The organism is Cohnella lupini (assembly GCF_003386205.1).
GTDB classification, from domain to species: Bacteria; Bacillota; Bacilli; order Paenibacillales; family Paenibacillaceae; genus Cohnella; species Cohnella lupini.
The window spans coordinates 251,687-268,419 of the sequence record NZ_QRDY01000002.1 but is presented as its reverse complement, the minus strand read 5'-3'; the positions used below and the strand labels follow the sequence as shown (position 1 = coordinate 268,419).

The window sequence follows — 16,733 nt, the reverse complement described above, 5'->3', positions numbered from 1 at the left end:
GGTCATGACCGACCGGAAGTTTCATCCACGTCAACACCACCATCCTCTCCCCCTCGATCAGAGAGCGGTGAGCATTCAAGACGAATATTGGTCTTCATACGTAAATCTGATTAAGAATACGGTCATTCCCTATCAATGGGAAGCCCTTAACGATAGGGTTCCCGATGCAGAACCCAGTTACGCCATCCGCAACTTCCGCATCGCGGCAGGACTGGAAGAAGGTGAATTCGGAGGCTTTGTTTTTCAGGATACGGATTTGCACAAATGGCTGGAAGCCGTCGGATACTCGCTAGGCACCACGCCCGATCCGGATCTGGAGCGCGTCGCGGACGAGGCCATCGATCTGCTCGCCTCCGCCCAGCATGAAGACGGTTATTTGAATACGTACTTCGCGATAGCCGAGCCGAACAAGCGTTGGACGAATCTGACGGATTGCCATGAGATGTACACGGCGGGCCATCTCATTGAAGCTGCCGTCGCTTATTATAGAGGTACCGGCAAGACTAAACTACTTGACGTCGCGAGGAAATTAGCCGACCATATCGACGATCGATTCGGAATCGAACCGGGGAAGATACGCGGATACGACGGTCATCAGGAAATCGAGCTTGCGCTGGTGAAATTGTACGAGGTAACGGGCGAAGAGAAATACTTGAATCTCGCCGGCTTCTTGATCGACGAGCGCGGCCGGAATCCGAGCTTCTTGCATGAGGAATGGGAAAAGCGCGGCCGTACGACGCACTGGGCGCCCGGCGTGGTCCAGAAAGATCCTCCGGCCTTGGAATATCTACAGGCGCATAAGCCCGTGCGCGAGCAAGAAGTCGCAACGGGGCACGCGGTTAGAGCGGTCTACATGTACACCGCCATGGCCGATCTGGCTCTGCATAAGGGAGATCGGGAATTGTTATCCGCATGTAGGCGCCTATGGCGCAATATGGTCAACAAGCAGATGTACGTAACCGGGAGCATAGGCTCGACTCACCATGGGGAAGCGTTTACGTTCGATTACGACCTGCCGAACGACACGAACTACTCCGAGACCTGCGCATCAATAGGTTTAATTTTCTTTGCACGCCGGATGCTGCAAGCCGAGGTCAAGGGCGAGTACGGGGACGTCATGGAACGCGCGCTGTACAACACGGTCACGGCGGGAATCGCGGGAGACGGGAAGCATTACTTCTACGTTAACCCGATGGAGGTGTGGCCCGCCGCAAGCGAAGGCAATCCGGGCAAACGCCACGTGAAAGCCGTCCGGCAAAAATGGTACGGTTGCGCCTGCTGCCCGCCCAACGTCGCAAGGCTGCTCTCCTCGCTCGGACAGTACGTCTACACCTCCGGCGCGGATACTTTGTACGCTCATCTCTACATTGGCAGCGAAGCGAAGCTGCAATTGGCCGGACGTAAGGTTCGCGTTCGACTGGACAGCGAATTGCCATGGAAGGGCAAGGCCAACCTTACGATTGCGGAGGCAGATGGCAGCGGGGCGTTTACGCTTGCGGCGCGCGTACCGTCTTGGTCGAAGCAGACTTCCTTTTCCTTGAACGGCGAGCCCGTAACTCCCGAGATTCGGGACGGTTACGCTTATCTAAGCCGCGATTGGCGAGAAGGCGACGTCCTCGCCATTGAATTAAACATGGAGCCGCAGCGGATCTATGCGCATCCGAACTTACGCGCAAGCGCAGGCCGAGTTTCCCTGCAACGCGGTCCGCTCGTCTATTGCTTCGAAGAGACGGATAACGTTGCGCCTCTGGCATCGCTCTCGCTGCCTGCCGATGCCGTGCTTCGTGCCGTTCATGACGACTGGCGCGACGGCGTCGTTTGCTTGGAGACGGAAGGTTGGCGCGTCACTGCGCCGGAAAGCCAAGCCGACGATCTCTATGGGACCGCGCGACCGCGGCTCGAGAAGCAGCCTCTTCGCGCCGTGCCTTATACGCTCTGGGGCAATCGCCAACCGGGCGAGATGTTGGTCTGGATCCGGGAAGGGTATAATAGAGAAGTATAAGTTTCCAATAAGACGCTAAGCTTCTTCGAATCGCTATCCACGTCCCCCCCTAACGGGGGTTAAGAGGGAATTCAATTGTCGAACGAGAAGGAACAGAACGGGAAGGACCTGACCGAGAAGGATCTGAATGTTTTCGATGGTCGCTTACTAATAGCGACTAGTCTATTGAAATAAGCTTATGCATGATCTTGGGGTCTTTCCCGTTCATTCCTCCGCCGAATACCGATAATCCCTGTACTCTTGGGGCGTGCAACCGACCAGCTTCTTGAACAGGTAAGTGAAGTAAGCGGACGTTTGAATACCCACTTGCTCCGCTACCTCGTAGACTTTGATATTGGGATCCTGCAGCAGCTTTCTAGCCCGCCGAATGCGGATTTCCTGTACGAATTCGGAGATGGTTTTCCCCATTTCCCGCTTGAACAGGACGCTCAAATAGCTGGCGTTCAAGTTAAATTGCTCGGCAAGCTGCTTAACCGTCCAATTTTCTTGAAGTCTATCTTCTATGAAAACGGCGATTTTGCGAATAAGATTGTGCTGCTGGTTCATGTGCGCTTTTTTCTCGATCAGCATGTAACGATTCACGTAATCGACTAATAGCTCGAGAATTTGCCCGGGGTTTCCGCAATCCAACATCCTCCGCCACATCAAAATATTCATCTCTCCGTCGGAATCTTCCTGCCCTTTCAAGTTCCGGATCAGCTCGCTTAAGAAGCTCATTCCGAACGCCTGCGCGTAGGAAAACGAAGTCGGCTCCAAGGTCAACAGAAGCTCGAAAATCCGGTTCATGTACTCGCCGACCTTCGCGGAGTCCCCCGTCTCCATCAGCTTCAGGATATTCGGCATGAATTCTTCCCTCAAGCGATAATCCTTGAATTCGTTCGAATCCATATAGTCGTACCGGACGATCTGTCCGTCCGAAATCAACCTCGCTTTGGCCATCATGAACTTGAGCTCTTTGTAGAAGAGCGGAACCTCGTCCCATCGGCTTCCCATCCGACCGCAGCCTACCGTAACCGTCGAGCCGTACCGTTCGCGAACCATGTTCTGGATAAAAGGAAGCTGCTTCTCCACTCTGACTCTTTCCTCCGGCGTCGGATTCAGATGCAGGGCGACGAACTCGTCCGGGTTGGTCTGCGCCAAAAATATCGACTCGACGTCGGACAGCCCTACTTCGACGGTTTGCTTGAATCCGCTTCCAAGAATCATTCTCTCTTTGGCATCCTTGCCCGACGACAGGAAATGATCCACTCCGAATAGGATGATCTGAAAACCCTGCTTGATTTCGGGCAGCTCCATCAGGCTGTTCCATGAGGAAAGCATTTCGTCCGTTTGCGCGACTTCCGCGATCAGATCGTTGACGAATCGCTCTCTAATCAGCTTGAGGCTGCCCGACACCTTCTTTTCCAGCTCGTTCGTCTGCTCGACGACCTGGCGCATCTTCTCCAACGTGACCCGGAACGCCGTCAGCTTGCCCGAAACCTCTTCCAGCTTAAGGGGCTTAAGCACGTAAGCCTGCGCGCCGACGTGAATAGCCTCTTGGACGAATTCGAACTCGTTGTAGCCGCTGATCATCAGCACTTGAATGTGGGGATGCATAGACTTGGCTTTGGCGACCAGCTCGATCCCGTTCATTACAGGCATCGACACGTCGGATATGAGAACGTCGAAAGCCGTTTCGAGCAGCGCCTCTAGCGCTTCTTCTCCGGATTCCTTCGTCTTCGGCTTGTCATAACCTAGCTCCGTCCAGTTGATATAGCGAACGAGCCCCTGAATATTGGAAGGCTCGTCATCGACGATGAGCACCTTGAGCATCTTATCGTTCCCTCCTGATGTTCGGCTGCACGGAGCTAGCCGGGAATACGATGGAGACGAGCGTCCATTCGCCTGTCTCGCTCGTTATCGAGAATTCCGTTTCTTTTCCGAAATATAGCGCAAGCCTCTCCTTGATGTTGGAAGTTCCGAACCCGTTTCCTTTGCCGACGTACTTACCTTCCGCGATTTCCCGCAATATCGTCCCCGGAATACCTTGTCCGTTATCATATACGGACATTCGGACATTGCCCGCTTCTCTCGCTACCGTAATTCGAATGACCGCGTTAGTCTTGCGGGTAATGGCTCCGTGCAGATAACAATTTTCGACGATCGGCTGCAGCACGGTTTTGATCGTATAGAAATCAAGCGCGCTCTCGTCGACGTCCCATTCAACCCGAACACGCTCCGGGTAACGGAATTGGCAGATGTCCAAGTACGCCTTTACGTGCTCGAGCTCGTCCCGGATCGGAATGACGCTGATTTGATTGTTCAAGGTGAGCCGATAGAAGGTAGTCAGCGCATCGATGATCTGAATTTGCTCGTGATCCTGCACGTCCAGCGCCCTCCAACGAATCAAGCCAAGGGAATTGTAGATAAAATGAGGGTTGATCTGCGCTTGCAACGCTTTGAAAGCCTGCTCCTTCTCGGTCAAGCCGGCTTGCGTAATGTCTTCGACTAGCTTACCCAGCCGCTCGGACATCGAATTGAACATGTTCTCCAGTTCTCCCAACTCGTCCTTCTCGCTATATCGGACGGTCGCCTCGAATTCTCCGCGCGAAAGGTCGCTCATCCTGTTGCCGAGCTTGCGAATTCGCCGAACGATGTTCTTCACTATGGTCATCATGAGGAAAATGGACAGAAGCAGGAAGAAGCTCGTGATGCCCACGATAAGAACGAGTATCGTCCGATTCTGATTATCCATGTATTTCATATGAACCAACGCTACGATATGCCAACCGGACGATAAGGGCTTGGAGATCAGCAGTTCCTTGCTTCCGGTCAGGTCGAGCGCGGGATCGTCGGGGTCGTTGCCTACTTCGTCCTGCCACTCCTTGATCCGAATCCGCTTGCCTATTTCTTCCCTTTCCGTCGCGGCAAGAATCCGCCTGGAATCGTCCACGATGAACAGGCTACCGCCGTTAAAAGGCTGATTGATCAATTCTCCGAATACGGCATCGTAATTCAATAAAATATAGAGCATGCCGAGCAGATTTCCGTTATTGCCGATAATTTTGCGCGTAATAACGGTTTGGTCAGGTTTACCGGGTACGTTGCTCCATACGAGCGGGTTGGAAGATTTAGAAGCAGCCTCGTACCACGACAGCTCATCCGTGCCCGCAAGGGCACGCGCCTCCGGTCGCCATAGCAATTGCCCGTCTTGGACGAGCGTATCGTTGGTATGATAGATTCGGAAATCCGCGATGCCGGGTAAATACTTGCTCGTAATCAAAAATGTTCGATCTACGTAGTTAACCGTGTCCACGATATCGGACATCTCCGTATATTCCCGCGAGAGTCTCGCGATCAATTCGCCGTCCGTCGCGGTCCTTACGGCGAGCAAATCGTAGCTCTTCTTGCTGAAATCCATGATTCGAGCCGTTTGCCGCACGGACTCGTCCGCGGTATTCACGTAGCTCTGGTGGAAGCCGCGGATGACCAGGGAGACGGAAGCGCTTCCCAGAACGAGCGTCGGCAGCAGTAGGATGATCACGTATAGGATGACTATTTTGCCGCGAAGGCTCATTCTGCGGGTAAAACCGATAATCATTTTTTCCAATCTCAGACGCACTGTGCCGTACTCCTCTCGCGCCATCGGGCAACGATGGCTATTCCGGCGAAGCGATCCATAATCGCCCGGAAAGGGAAGCCGCCAATTGGCGACTTCCCCTGTCTTATTCATATCTTTAGATTCGGCCAAGCCTTATAACGATGCGTTCCATTCTTCCTTGAGCTCGCTCCAGTGCGCGCGTTTCTCGAGAGCGGATTGGAAATCGGTCCAAGCCGATTCGAATTGTTCGTCGGTCTTAGCCATCATTAGCTTCGCCTTATACTCTTTGCGTACGTTTTCCAGCTCGGGCAAATATTTCTCCCACAATCCGCCCGACTTCGCCTTCACCATATCGTAGGTTTCCGCGACGCGTACGCCGCCCATTTTGCCGATTTGCTCGGTGAACTCGATCGTCTTGAGACGGCCGGCAGGCTCCGTTACGCCGTAATTCCACCATGGATACCATTCGTTGCTATACGAGGACGTACCGTACAATCCCGGATTCGTGCTCGCTACCTTCGCCGCGTCTCCCGAATCATGGAGCTGTTGGTAATTTTTGTCCGTGAACACCCATTTGCCAAGCGGCTGATCTACCCAATCCCAGAATACGCCCGGCGGCCCTTCGTTGGCAACCTGCTGTTGCTCCGGATTAGGCAGGAGCATATAGTCTAGGAAAGCAAGGATCGCTTCCAAATTTTTTGTGTTTTTATTGATGTACACGTCGTTGCCCGGATACGGATTCACGATTTGATTCGCGCCGATCTTGCTCACCCCGTCGACCTGCGGATAAGGGATCGCTTTGTAGAACCACGAAGGCTCGGTCGGTCCGTCGAGAACTTCCCACAAGGCGGCGTCCATGTTGAAAAATCCGCCGGCGTTCATCGCGATACGTCCGGTTTTGTTTTTCTCCTTGTAGCGCTCCTTCTTGTCCGTAATCGCTTCGGGATCGATCAATCCTTCCCGATACATTTCGTTCATCCATTTGTACGCCGCTTTATATTGCGGGTTATCGTAGATGAATTGATAGCCGTTGTCCGTCTTCTCGACCGGAACGACTCCCCCAGCCGAAGCGACCGTTACGCCGAAAGTGCTTAGAATAACGTTCTCGTCGTTAGCATCCGAAAGGAAGCTGAGCGGAATCAAATTTTTGCCGGATTCGTCCTTCTGCTTGGCCGCGGCCCGCAAATAATTTTCCACTCCGGACAGCGTCTTCAAATCATCCATCGTCATGCCGGTTTTCTCCAGCACGTCCGTGCGGACGAACCATCCGAGGGATGCCCAGCCCGGCCATGGATCTTGAGGATTCTGATCGAACCAGGTCGGAATCGACCAGATATGCCCGTCCGCATCCTTCATGGCGTCCAGGTACAGCTTAGGGATAGAGGCCAAACCCGGATATTTGTCCGGCATATCGAAGTATTGCTCCAACGACAGAACGCTGTTGGAACGAACGACCGCGGAATTCACCACGTCGCTTCTTCCGAAGATCGCCGCGTCGTCGAAGCCGCCCGTGTTCAGCTTCAAGTTAAGAGCCGTCAATGCATCGCCTTGCGTGGCTTCCAGCTTGACCTCGATGCCCGGCTCGTTTTCCTTCCAGTACTTCTGAACCATGCTGTCGTTATTGATCGTCGCGTTCCATCCGAGCCATAGCTTAAAGGTTTTGGAACCTCCCGATTCGCCGGCAGCCTTCGTGGCGGAACCGGTTGCCGTCGCTTCTCCGGCCGGACTCGACCCTTGCGCTTGAGCGTTCTCTTCCGAGTTGCCTCCGCCGGAGCATGCCGCTAGCCCGAACATAAACAGCGCGAGTACCGCCGCCATGCTCTTTTTTCTCATCATATTCATCTGTTGCTTCCCCTTCCTCGTTGTCCCGATTGGTATATGTTGATTCATTATACCCGCTTATGACGCCTAGCCTTTAACCGATCCTATCAAAACGCCTTTGACGAAATATCTCTGCAAGAAGGGATAGACGCATAGAATCGGAATCGCGCTTACCATAACCGTCGCCATCTTGATCGACATCAGGGTAACCTTGGCCATCGCCGTGCCTCTGGCCAGCGCCTCCACATTATTGTTCGAGCCCAGGACGGTCGAAATATCCTGCGCGGATAATAGCTGCTGCAAGAACGTCTGCACGGGAATCAGATTCTGATCCGAAACGAAGAAAGCCCCGGCGAACCAGTCGTTCCAATGCATGACTCCGGTAAATAATCCGATTGCGGCCAGCATGGGTTTGGAGAGCGGTACGATGACGGAATAGAGCACCCGAAACGGAGTGGCTCCGTCCATCTCGGCCGATTCGACGAGCGCCTCCGGAATTCCCTGAATGAATTTCATCATGACGAACATATTCCAAGCCGAGAAAGCGGACGGAAGGATATACACCCAGAAAGTGTTTACCAACGAAAGATCGTAGAGCTGAATGTAGAACGGAATTAATCCGCCGTTAAACAGCATCGTAATGAGAACGTATCCGAGAATCGCTCCTCGAAGCGGCATCATCCTGTAAGACAAGCCGAACGCCGCAAGCAGCGTGATGAACAGTCCGATAGCCGTTCCTATGATCGTGCGGGCAATGGTGATGAGATACGCGTGCTGGATAACCGAGTTGCCGAGAACCACCTCGTAGTTATATAGCGTGAATTGTCGCGGCAACAGGTACACCCCGCCCTTGGCCGCGTCGCTCCCCTCGTTCAGGGAGATCGCCAGCATGTACATGAACGGATAGATGACCGAGACGCACAAGAGCAGGAGTAGCACTATGATAAGGAGCTGGCTTATTCTGTCGCTTGCCGATAGTTTCATACTTTACCAGAGCCCCTCGCCGTTTATTTTTCTCGCCATCCGGTTCGTACCCAGCACCAGCGCCAGACTGATTACCGAGGATAGCAATCCGATAGCCGTCGCGGGACTGAAGTAACCCTGCTGCAAGCCGCTGCGCAAAATATAAGTATCCAGCACGTCCGCTACCGGCTGGTTGGCCGGATTCATAAGCGGGTAGATCTGATCCATCCCGACGGCGATCAGACTAGGCATGCTCAGGATGAGCACGATGGAAATCGTCGGCAGCATGCCGGGAAGCGTAATATGTCGCATCTGCCCGAGCTTTCCGGCTCCCTCCACCTTGGCCGCTTCGTACAGCTGCGGATCGATGGTCGTAATCGCCGCCAGATACAAGATCGTATTCCAGCCCACTTCCTTCCACAAGCCGCTCGCGACGATCATCGGACGGAACCATTCCGTGGAGCCGAGGAAGAAGATCGGGTCGCCGCCCAAGTTTCCGATAAATTGGTTAACCAACCCGCCGTCCAGCGTGAGCATGGATTGAAGAATGTACGCGACGACGATCCAGGAGAAGAAATGCGGGAGGTAGCTGACGGATTGGACGAATCTCTTGAACCCGCTATGTCTGACCTCGTTAATAAGCAGCGCTAGAAGAATAGGCGCCGGGAACCCGACGGCGAATTTAAGAACGGCGATATACAGCGTGTTCTTGACCACGACCCAGAACTGATCGTCCCGCAGGAACGCGAAATTCTCGAACCCGATCCACGGGCTGTTCCAGATGGTGCTTCCAATGTGGAAATCTTTGAAAGCGACTTGTATCCCGACCATCGGAATGTAACTGAACAGGAACAATAGGACGACGGACGGTAAAATCATCAAGTATTGCCAACGGTATTTCGCTAGTCTATCGAGCATGTCATCACCTCTGTACGCTAATTATACGGAGGGAGGCGAAGTGAGACCATATAACAACGGTTGGATTTCCATCGCTATGATTAGAGAATCGGCCCTCTTGGGAAAGCTTTCGCGGCATCCGCAAAAATGAAAAGCGGCGGTCCGGGGGGTTCCCGTGCCGCCGCTATATTGTTATCCCGTCGAATCGTTACTACTCAGGTTTGTAAAAGGATGCTCTCTTGGGTACATATCGAATAGCGATGTTAATCAATGCAATTTCGATGCATGATCTAAATATAAGCTGGATAAGGATGACTATTATCGCTATTGTTCTAAATTTATTGTATTCCTTCCGAATATTCGATCAATAGCGATGTTCTTCATCTTACTTTGATTTCAATATGGCTCATTGGCTTGAATAACGATGATTACCATCGTACTGGACAAGCCAAGCGGGCACCGAAGTATTAACGCGGAATCTTATTATTGGAAACCATCCGGAATATTTCAAATCTGCGGATTTATTGCAAACCCGCCGCTCTTGTAAACCAGCCCGAACTATTGCAAACCTGCCGCTCCGAACACTTTGTCGTAGCATTCCTTGGAATGCCGGACCAGCTCTTCCGGGGTTCCTTCCCGCGGCTTCTGGGCCAAGATTTCTTGGGCTACGGGACCCGCGTAACCTATCGCGTGAAGCCCCTTCAGGAAACCGGCCAAATCGATCACGCCTTCGCCGGGATATATGCGACCTCCGTCCAGCGCTGCCTCCACCGGTACGTTCGGCGCGTCGTTCAGATGTACGTGAACGATTTGCTCCGGCTTCAACGCAAGGATATCGGCGATGGTCGAGCTTGTCGTGTACCAATGATAGGAATCCAACAGCAAACCGACGTTGCTTTCGCCGATGGCGGCAATCCAATCTAACGTTTCATCCATTGTCCAGATGAACGGATTAGCCCATTGCGTACGCAAATGATGCGGCCCTACGAATTCAAGGCCAAGGCCGATACCATAAGCTCCGAGCATTTGCGCGCAAGAACGAAGACGCCGGGTAGCCAATGCCATGAAATGAGCGGACGGATAATCCGTCGACGGAAGAATATACGTGCAGCAGCGGGTACAACCCAGCAATCGGGCCGCGGCGGCATGCTCGCCCAGCTTCTTCAAACCGTTCAGAAACTCTTCTTCCGTAGATCTCCAATTGACCGGCAGTCCGATCGAGCCGATTACGACTCCATTATCCGAAAGCAACTCCTTGGCTTTCTTCTCTCCGACTCGTTCTATTAGCGTCACCGCATCGATATCGACTGCCTGAAAACCGTATTTTCCCGCAAGCTCGATCAATTGGATCTCGTTCTCGAGCGCGCCGAGACCCGCTCCGCCTAAACCTCTTAACATCATCATTCCTCCCGTTCCTTGGTCCATGAATTAACAACCTCTTAGTTAACATACGCAAACATAGTGAACATACGCAAACATAGTGAACATACGCAAACATAGTGAACATACGCAAACATAGTGAACATACGCAAACATAGTGAACATACGCATAATGAAAACCACATAGTGAACATACGCATATCGAATTGTCCTTCGCGTTTCTTATGTTAAGATAGTCCGAAAGGGATTACGTGCTAGATTTTCGATAAATGTCCCATCTTTTCGAAGGAGCATCCCCCTCGATGACCTATTTTCCGGACTATTTGAAGTCGTATCCGAACATGAACAGCTCCAGTCCGCTTCATATCGGCTTGCACCGAATTCCGCATGGATTCCGGCCGCATCGCCACGACTTCCTAGAATTCTCTTACGTGATGGAAGGCTCGGGAGCCGAATCCGTCAACGATGCGAAGCATGATATGATGCCGGGAACGTTCACCTTCGTGCTGCCCTATCAGATCCATGAGATTTTCACGGCTCCGGACAGTACCCTCGTGCTGTTCAACTGTATGTTCAGCATGGACTTGCTGATGGAAGCCGGACAACGCGAGACGTTGCTGGGCTTGATCGACCGAAGCGACGCGACGCCATACTTCCAATTCGACGGAGAAAATCGCGACGATATGAGAAGGTTGATCGAAAACCTGCATCAGGAGTACTCGGGAAACGAGCCTTGGAAACATACGATGCTGCAAATTCGGCTTAAGGAAATATTAATCGCTTTCGATAGAGCCAGAGGAAAGGAAAGTCTATCCGATGTCGAATCGACTCCTCCGACCGGCTCCAATCATAAAAGCTCTTCCGTATGGCCGATTATCTACTACATCCATCGAAATTATCAAGAAGACATCACCTTGTCCGGGCTGGCCACGCGCTTCTCCATGAGTCTCTCGCGAATCAGCGAGGTCATCAAGGAAACAACCGGCCAGAACTTCCTCCATTTCTTGCACGACTTGCGGATTCGGCATGCCTGCAGCCTGCTCGCATCCACGAAAATGAGCGTCTCGGAAATCGCGCTCGAAGTCGGCTACGGCTCCTATCAAACGTTCTCCCGCGTATTCCGCGAATCCAAAGGCATGGTGCCGAAAAATTACCGAAAGCTGCGGTTCGGTAGGGGTTAACGGCACGCCGTGCCGTTAGGGGTGCGCGATGGGGGGGCGACGAAGGATCTCCTCCGACCAGCCTAATAACCGCACCAGGAACGGCTATTCCGCAGATTGTTCCTCCAACCAACCAATTAACCGCGCCAGAAACGGCTATTCCGCCGATTGTTCCTCCCACCAACCAAATACCCGCGCCAGAAACGGCTATTCTGCCGATTGTTCCTCCCACCAACCAAATACCCGCGCCAGAAACGGCTTTTCCGCCGATTGTTCCTCCCACCATCCATATAACCGCGCCAGAAACGGCTATTCTGCCGATTGTTCCTCCCACCAACCAAATACCCGCGCCAGAAACGGCTATTCCCCCGATTGTTCCTCCCACCAACCAAATACCCGCGCCAGAAACGGCTATTCCCCCGATTGTTCCTCCCACCAACCAAATACCCGCGCCAGAAACGGCTATTCCGCCGATTGTTCCTCCCACCACCCAATTAACCGCACCAGAAACGGCTATTCTGCCGATTGTTCCTCCGACCAGCCTTTATCGGCGCGATCAGCGCTCCTGCGAAGGAGGACTAATCGCATATCGCTCCGTCATGGTGCGCGACCGGCCTCGCCGGATAGGCAAAAAAAGCCTCCGCGCACCAAAATCCGATACGCAAAGGCCCCGCTCGCTATTATTACTTTCTAACGCTCATGGCCTGGAAAGCATGACGAGTAACGCAAGCCTCCAGCCAACCCGAATCCAAACCTCGTTGTTGCGCATATGGGAAAAAATCAGTAAACAGCAAATGATAGGGATTCAATTTCCCGCCCCGCTCCTGGCCAACGTTGTACCATCCCGTATCCTGCGATAGAAGAATACGGTCGGAGATGCCTAATTCGACCAATTCTTTCAGCAGGTTAACGTGCTCGTCGTAGGTACCCGGCAGAATGGAATCGATGGATATCCACATCCCTTTGGCAGCAAGCCTTTGAAGGATCGTCTTATCGATCGACGATTGGGCATGAACCCAAATAAAACGTTCCCGGTCGAAACTAACCTCTTCCATGATCCGGTCGGCGTGCGCTGCGACGTCGTCGCCGATCGTGTGGCATTGTATCGTGAGTCCGGTTTCCAGGGACGTGCGTATGGCCGCCCGGAGTATTTTCTGCTGTACGTCATCTATAGCCTTGCCGTCGTTAAGCGCGATTTTGATAAAACCCGGATATACGCCGCTGTCTCCTATACCGTGCGAAGCTTCGCGAATCCAACGACGGGCAAGCTCGCGCTCGTCCTCGAGATGGACGAAGGAAGGCAAGTATGGCTTCTTGTAATATCCGGTATTCGTAATAATTTGCATGCCGGTTTGAAGCGACAGACTCTTGAGCAGATAGGGATCACGTCCCAAATATTCCGGGGCGCAATCCACGAACGTGGAGCAGCCGGCTTCCTTAAGCCGGAGCATATAAGGCCCGATCATTCCGACCACTTCGTCCGAATCGTAATCGGCAGGCGTCAATTTGGCATCCTCGACGAATCCTACCATAACGTGCTCATGCTCTAGAATTCTCCCCGCCGTTTGCTCATCGATGAATCCGGTAACCGTCCTTAACATGCTTCCGTCATCCCCGCTTTCTAGTCATCTTCCTATCATCATAACATTGAACCCGTTGCCTAGTAAGCAACGGGTTCAATGAGTACGGTATCGATTTTCAACTACTCTATCCTAGCTAAAACATCGATCTCCTACCGCTGGAATTTCTCCCACGGCCCGATGGAAGGGCGGTTCGCGATCAAAGGATCGACGCCGGCGGCTTCCGCGCAAACGTACTGGTTGTTCATGGCCGCTTGCAACGAGAATGTTCCGTCCCCGTTGTCGATCCACCGGAACTTCTCCCAATCTCCGATCGTAGTCGCCTGCGCGACAAGATTGGAAGTACCGGAGCTCGTCGCCGTAACGTACTTGTTATTGATCTGCGCCCTTAACGCGATCGTTCCGCCTCCGGCGTCGACGACCGTGAATTGCTCCCAGCCGCCCGCCGTCGGCCGATTGGCGATCAACGGCTCGGCGCCGGCATTTTCCGCCGTGACGAATAGGCCGTTCACCGTCGCCTTGAAGGCGATCGTCTGTCCGATCGGAGCTCCGCCGACCGGCCCGCCACCTCCGCCGCTACCCGAAATGATGAACGAAGATATGGCGTTATCGTTTCCGCTTGCACCAAGGTTATTGTTATCGGCGGTAAACGTCCACGAAGGCCCGTCGAACGCTCCGTCGCCGTAAGCGACGACAGTCATTCCCGAAGGTACTTTAATCGAAGAGATGGAATCGTTAGCAATGCCTGCCGCTTGCATCTGGGAGATACTGTAGCTTCCCGGCGGCAAGGAAACTCCCGTTCCTCCGAAGCCGCTGTTCGGATAGAAGGTCGGCATCGCGCCGGTGTACGGAGCCGCGCTGCCCAATGCTTTCGGCACCCCGTTAAAGGTCGCCGTCTTCACCGAATTGTTCGCGGTCCCCGTCAGCGCTTGATAGGTATAGCTGCCGAGCGGTTTGGCCGTCCGCTCCACGAAGTAAGACGTATTGGCGGACGTGGCGAAGCTAAGCTCGCTGCTCGAAGACGTAAGAACGATCGCGTTGTCCGACATTCTTCTCACCTGTAATTGCTGCGTTCCCCAAGGATTAACGACGGTTGCGTTGTTCCCGTACAAGCTTCTGAGCCCGACGTACTTAATTTCGTTGCCTTCCTTCTCCGAGCTGACGAGGAAGCCGCCGCTGGCGAGCAGCGTGAACTTGGCGTTCATCGTGGCGTCGTTCGGCAGAGCCGGGAACACCCTGATCTTATCGTTATAGCTCTGCATAAGCGATTCGTTCATCGCGATCAAGTGCACGCCGATATACTCGAATTCTCCGTTCGTATTCGTCGTGCGCCCGTTCGGGTAGTCCTGATACTTCTGGAGCATCGTTTTCATGCCCGAGTAAGCTTCGTCGCCAAGCCCGAGCCTTGCCGCTTGAATCGGCGCCGGATCCCACACGTTGTTCGAGCCGTACGGGAACGGCCGGCTATTGTAGTTGTTGATCAGCTTCTGCTGGTCCGCGGACCCGATCCCGGAAACGCTGTACGGCCACGCCAGCTCGAGGATCGGGTTCTCGTTATTGCGGTTTTGCGATAAGGGCGGAGTATGCGGATAATATTTGTTCGCGTCGTTCGGATCGACCGGGTAAGCCACCAAGTTATTCAGCACGTTCTGCCACTGCGTGCGCAGAGTAGCGTCCAGTCCGAGCGCTTGACTCGTTTGAATCGTCACCGGAAACAAAGCCCTTACCACCGCCAGATCGGTAATCGCATTCTGCACGTCCCAATATTGTTCATGGACGTTGGAGGAAGCCATGTAATACTTGCCCGTGGCGCTATTGAACGACAGCTTGGCGGCATAGAACTTGGCTGCTTCCTTCATGAAAGGATAAGCGGTATTGCTCAAATACGCCGAGTCGTTGGTGTACTTATACTGCGCGTACATGTTGAGCGCCGCTTCCGCCGCGGTGGAGAGCGTATCTTGCGTATAGTCGCTTCCGACCGTATGCCTGGCGTTGCCGTCCCAGCCCATCGTCTCCGGAACCCAGATTCCGTCGATCCCGTACCGGGTCATCGTGTACGACTTAAGCGCGTTAAAATTACGACTGTACAGGTTGTTGAAAATTTGGACCATATCCGCGTGGTTCGAAGCAAGGAACGAATGGTACACGTCCCGTTGGTTCCAGTACCAGTAAGCATGACTCCATTTACCGCTATCGGCGTCGTTCACGCCGCTGAACACTCCGTTAATGAAGTGGTTCGGATAGTTGCCGTAACCGCCAGCCGCGATCATGTAAGTGCTCAGATAGTAAAAGCTTTCCAAATAATCCGCATCTCCCGAAGAATTGGAATATTGAACGAAGGATTTACTCCAGAAGTTGTGCCACCAGTTCTTATAGTTGTTCAACGTCGTAGCGTATCCAGTGCTTTTCACACCGTTGAGCGCCGATTTGGCTTGGTTGACCGAGTCGTTACCCGGGGCATTAAGTCTGCTTGCGGCCGCGATCCAGATCGTGTAGCTCGAGGTCGGCGTAATATTTAACCTGACTTTGTTGCCGTTGACCGACTGGGTCGTGAAGCTTGCTCCTTCGACCGTCGCCGCCAACGTATACCCGAACTTATTCGCGTCGGTCTGTCCTCTGCTCAGGCCGACCACGGTCGGATCGACGAAGGTGGTCACCGTCCGCCAAGTATTAAGATCGGGCACGTCGCCTCCGTTCGCTAGATTGCTGACATCCCATAAGCTCAGATCGAGCGAGACGTTAGACAACCCCATGCGGCTGTCTTCCACGTGGATTCCGATGACCTCGGAGTTCGGCGATCCCATGATGGTAACCGTGCGGTTGTTATCGTACTTGGTCGTGACGATTCCGTCATGGAGGGAAAGCCTCTGCTGGTAGGTCGAGTAACCCGAGTCCAAACCCGGGGACGTATACAGATTAGCTAAGCCCTGCGATGCCCACCCTTGCTGCGAGGCATCCACTCCGGACACTTGCATCGTGAGTCCGCCGGAAGTGTTCCATACTTGCGCGCCTACCCGGCCGTTTCCGACCGTCGCTCCGCTTTTAGGATTCGTTACCGGTGCATTGAAGACGAGATCATGCTTGGAAATATAACCGGCATAATCCACGTTCAGGGCACCCGTGCCGGAATTAAAAGAATGACTCGTCGTGCTGGCCGATGCCGTTCCCATCATCCCTAGCAAAGCCGATATCGCAACCAATAGTGCCAAACCCATCCTCAGCCTTTTCCCAACGTATCTCATTAACTATCCCTCCGTTTTTATATTCAATTAACGGTAGCGCTTTCATTTTCATTTCGAAAATGATCGGGAGTCTAAGCCCCCGACCATCTCCGTTTATGAACAGCGCGA

The 16,733-nt window shown here is 53.3% G+C and carries 10 protein-coding genes; 2 read left to right on the top strand and 8 right to left on the bottom strand.

The genetic code is table 11. The features are described from left to right. Window positions 1-4 precede the first annotated feature (4 nt). Window positions 5-2,002, top strand: a complete 1,998-nt coding sequence (locus DFP95_RS05475; protein ID WP_115991573.1) for a glycoside hydrolase family 127 protein — start codon at window positions 5-7, stop codon at window positions 2,000-2,002. Between the two features lie 204 nt (window positions 2,003-2,206). On the opposite strand, the gene DFP95_RS05470 is transcribed toward DFP95_RS05475, so the two are convergent. From DFP95_RS05470 to DFP95_RS05445, 6 genes are all read right to left on the bottom strand, one after another. Further along, window positions 2,207-3,814: a response regulator gene (locus DFP95_RS05470; protein ID WP_115991572.1), complete on the bottom strand. Its 1,608-nt coding sequence runs from the start codon at window positions 3,812-3,814 to the stop codon at window positions 2,207-2,209. A 1-nt stretch (window position 3,815) separates the two neighbouring features. Continuing rightward, window positions 3,816-5,603: a sensor histidine kinase gene (locus tag DFP95_RS05465; protein WP_245987378.1), complete on the bottom strand. Its 1,788-nt coding sequence runs from the start codon at window positions 5,601-5,603 to the stop codon at window positions 3,816-3,818. Between the two features lie 132 nt (window positions 5,604-5,735). Then, window positions 5,736-7,424, bottom strand: coding sequence for a type 2 periplasmic-binding domain-containing protein (locus tag DFP95_RS05460; RefSeq protein ID WP_181907273.1), 1,689 nt, complete (start codon window positions 7,422-7,424; stop codon window positions 5,736-5,738). A 66-nt stretch (window positions 7,425-7,490) separates the two neighbouring features. After that, entirely contained in the window at window positions 7,491-8,387 is an 897-nt protein-coding gene (locus DFP95_RS05455) for a carbohydrate ABC transporter permease (protein ID WP_115991571.1), read from the bottom strand. A gap of 3 nt (window positions 8,388-8,390) precedes the next feature. Further along, a complete protein-coding gene (locus DFP95_RS05450) occupies window positions 8,391-9,284 on the bottom strand; it encodes an ABC transporter permease (protein ID WP_115991570.1) in 894 nt (297 codons plus the stop codon). Between the two features lie 537 nt (window positions 9,285-9,821). Beyond that, on the bottom strand, window positions 9,822-10,661 hold the full coding sequence (locus DFP95_RS05445) for a sugar phosphate isomerase/epimerase family protein (RefSeq protein ID WP_115991853.1): 840 nt from the start codon (window positions 10,659-10,661) through the stop codon (window positions 9,822-9,824). Between the two features lie 284 nt (window positions 10,662-10,945). Between DFP95_RS05445 and DFP95_RS05440 the strand changes: the two genes are divergently transcribed. Beyond that, entirely contained in the window at window positions 10,946-11,824 is an 879-nt protein-coding gene (locus tag DFP95_RS05440) for an AraC family transcriptional regulator (protein ID WP_181907272.1), read from the top strand. A 662-nt stretch (window positions 11,825-12,486) separates the two neighbouring features. Here the strand turns inward: DFP95_RS05440 and DFP95_RS05435 are convergent. Both DFP95_RS05435 and DFP95_RS05430 read right to left on the bottom strand, forming a co-directional pair. Next, window positions 12,487-13,404 carry a phosphotriesterase family protein gene (locus DFP95_RS05435; protein ID WP_115991568.1) on the bottom strand — a complete coding sequence of 306 codons (918 nt, stop codon included), beginning with the start codon at window positions 13,402-13,404 and terminating at the stop codon, window positions 12,487-12,489. A 131-nt stretch (window positions 13,405-13,535) separates the two neighbouring features. Further along, a complete protein-coding gene (locus DFP95_RS05430) occupies window positions 13,536-16,625 on the bottom strand; it encodes a glycosyl hydrolase family 95 catalytic domain-containing protein (protein WP_220376327.1) in 3,090 nt (1,029 codons plus the stop codon). Window positions 16,626-16,733: the final 108 nt, after the last annotated feature.

Bases quoted from the DNA above. Each gene is read 5' to 3' on its own strand.
- DFP95_RS05475 (WP_115991573.1), top strand. From the start codon at position 5: ATGACCGACCGGAAGTTTCATCCACGTCAACACCACCATCCTCTCCCC.
- DFP95_RS05470 (WP_115991572.1), bottom strand. From the start codon at position 3,814: ATGCTCAAGGTGCTCATCGTCGATGACGAGCCTTCCAATATTCAGGGG.
- DFP95_RS05460 (WP_181907273.1), bottom strand. From the start codon at position 7,424: ATGAATATGATGAGAAAAAAGAGCATGGCGGCGGTACTCGCGCTGTTT.
- DFP95_RS05455 (WP_115991571.1), bottom strand. From the start codon at position 8,387: ATGAAACTATCGGCAAGCGACAGAATAAGCCAGCTCCTTATCATAGTG.
- DFP95_RS05450 (WP_115991570.1), bottom strand. From the start codon at position 9,284: ATGCTCGATAGACTAGCGAAATACCGTTGGCAATACTTGATGATTTTA.
- DFP95_RS05445 (WP_115991853.1), bottom strand. From the start codon at position 10,661: ATGTTAAGAGGTTTAGGCGGAGCGGGTCTCGGCGCGCTCGAGAACGAG.
- DFP95_RS05440 (WP_181907272.1), top strand. From the start codon at position 10,946: ATGACCTATTTTCCGGACTATTTGAAGTCGTATCCGAACATGAACAGC.
- DFP95_RS05435 (WP_115991568.1), bottom strand. From the start codon at position 13,404: ATGTTAAGGACGGTTACCGGATTCATCGATGAGCAAACGGCGGGGAGA.
- DFP95_RS05430 (WP_220376327.1), bottom strand. From the start codon at position 16,625: ATGAGATACGTTGGGAAAAGGCTGAGGATGGGTTTGGCACTATTGGTT.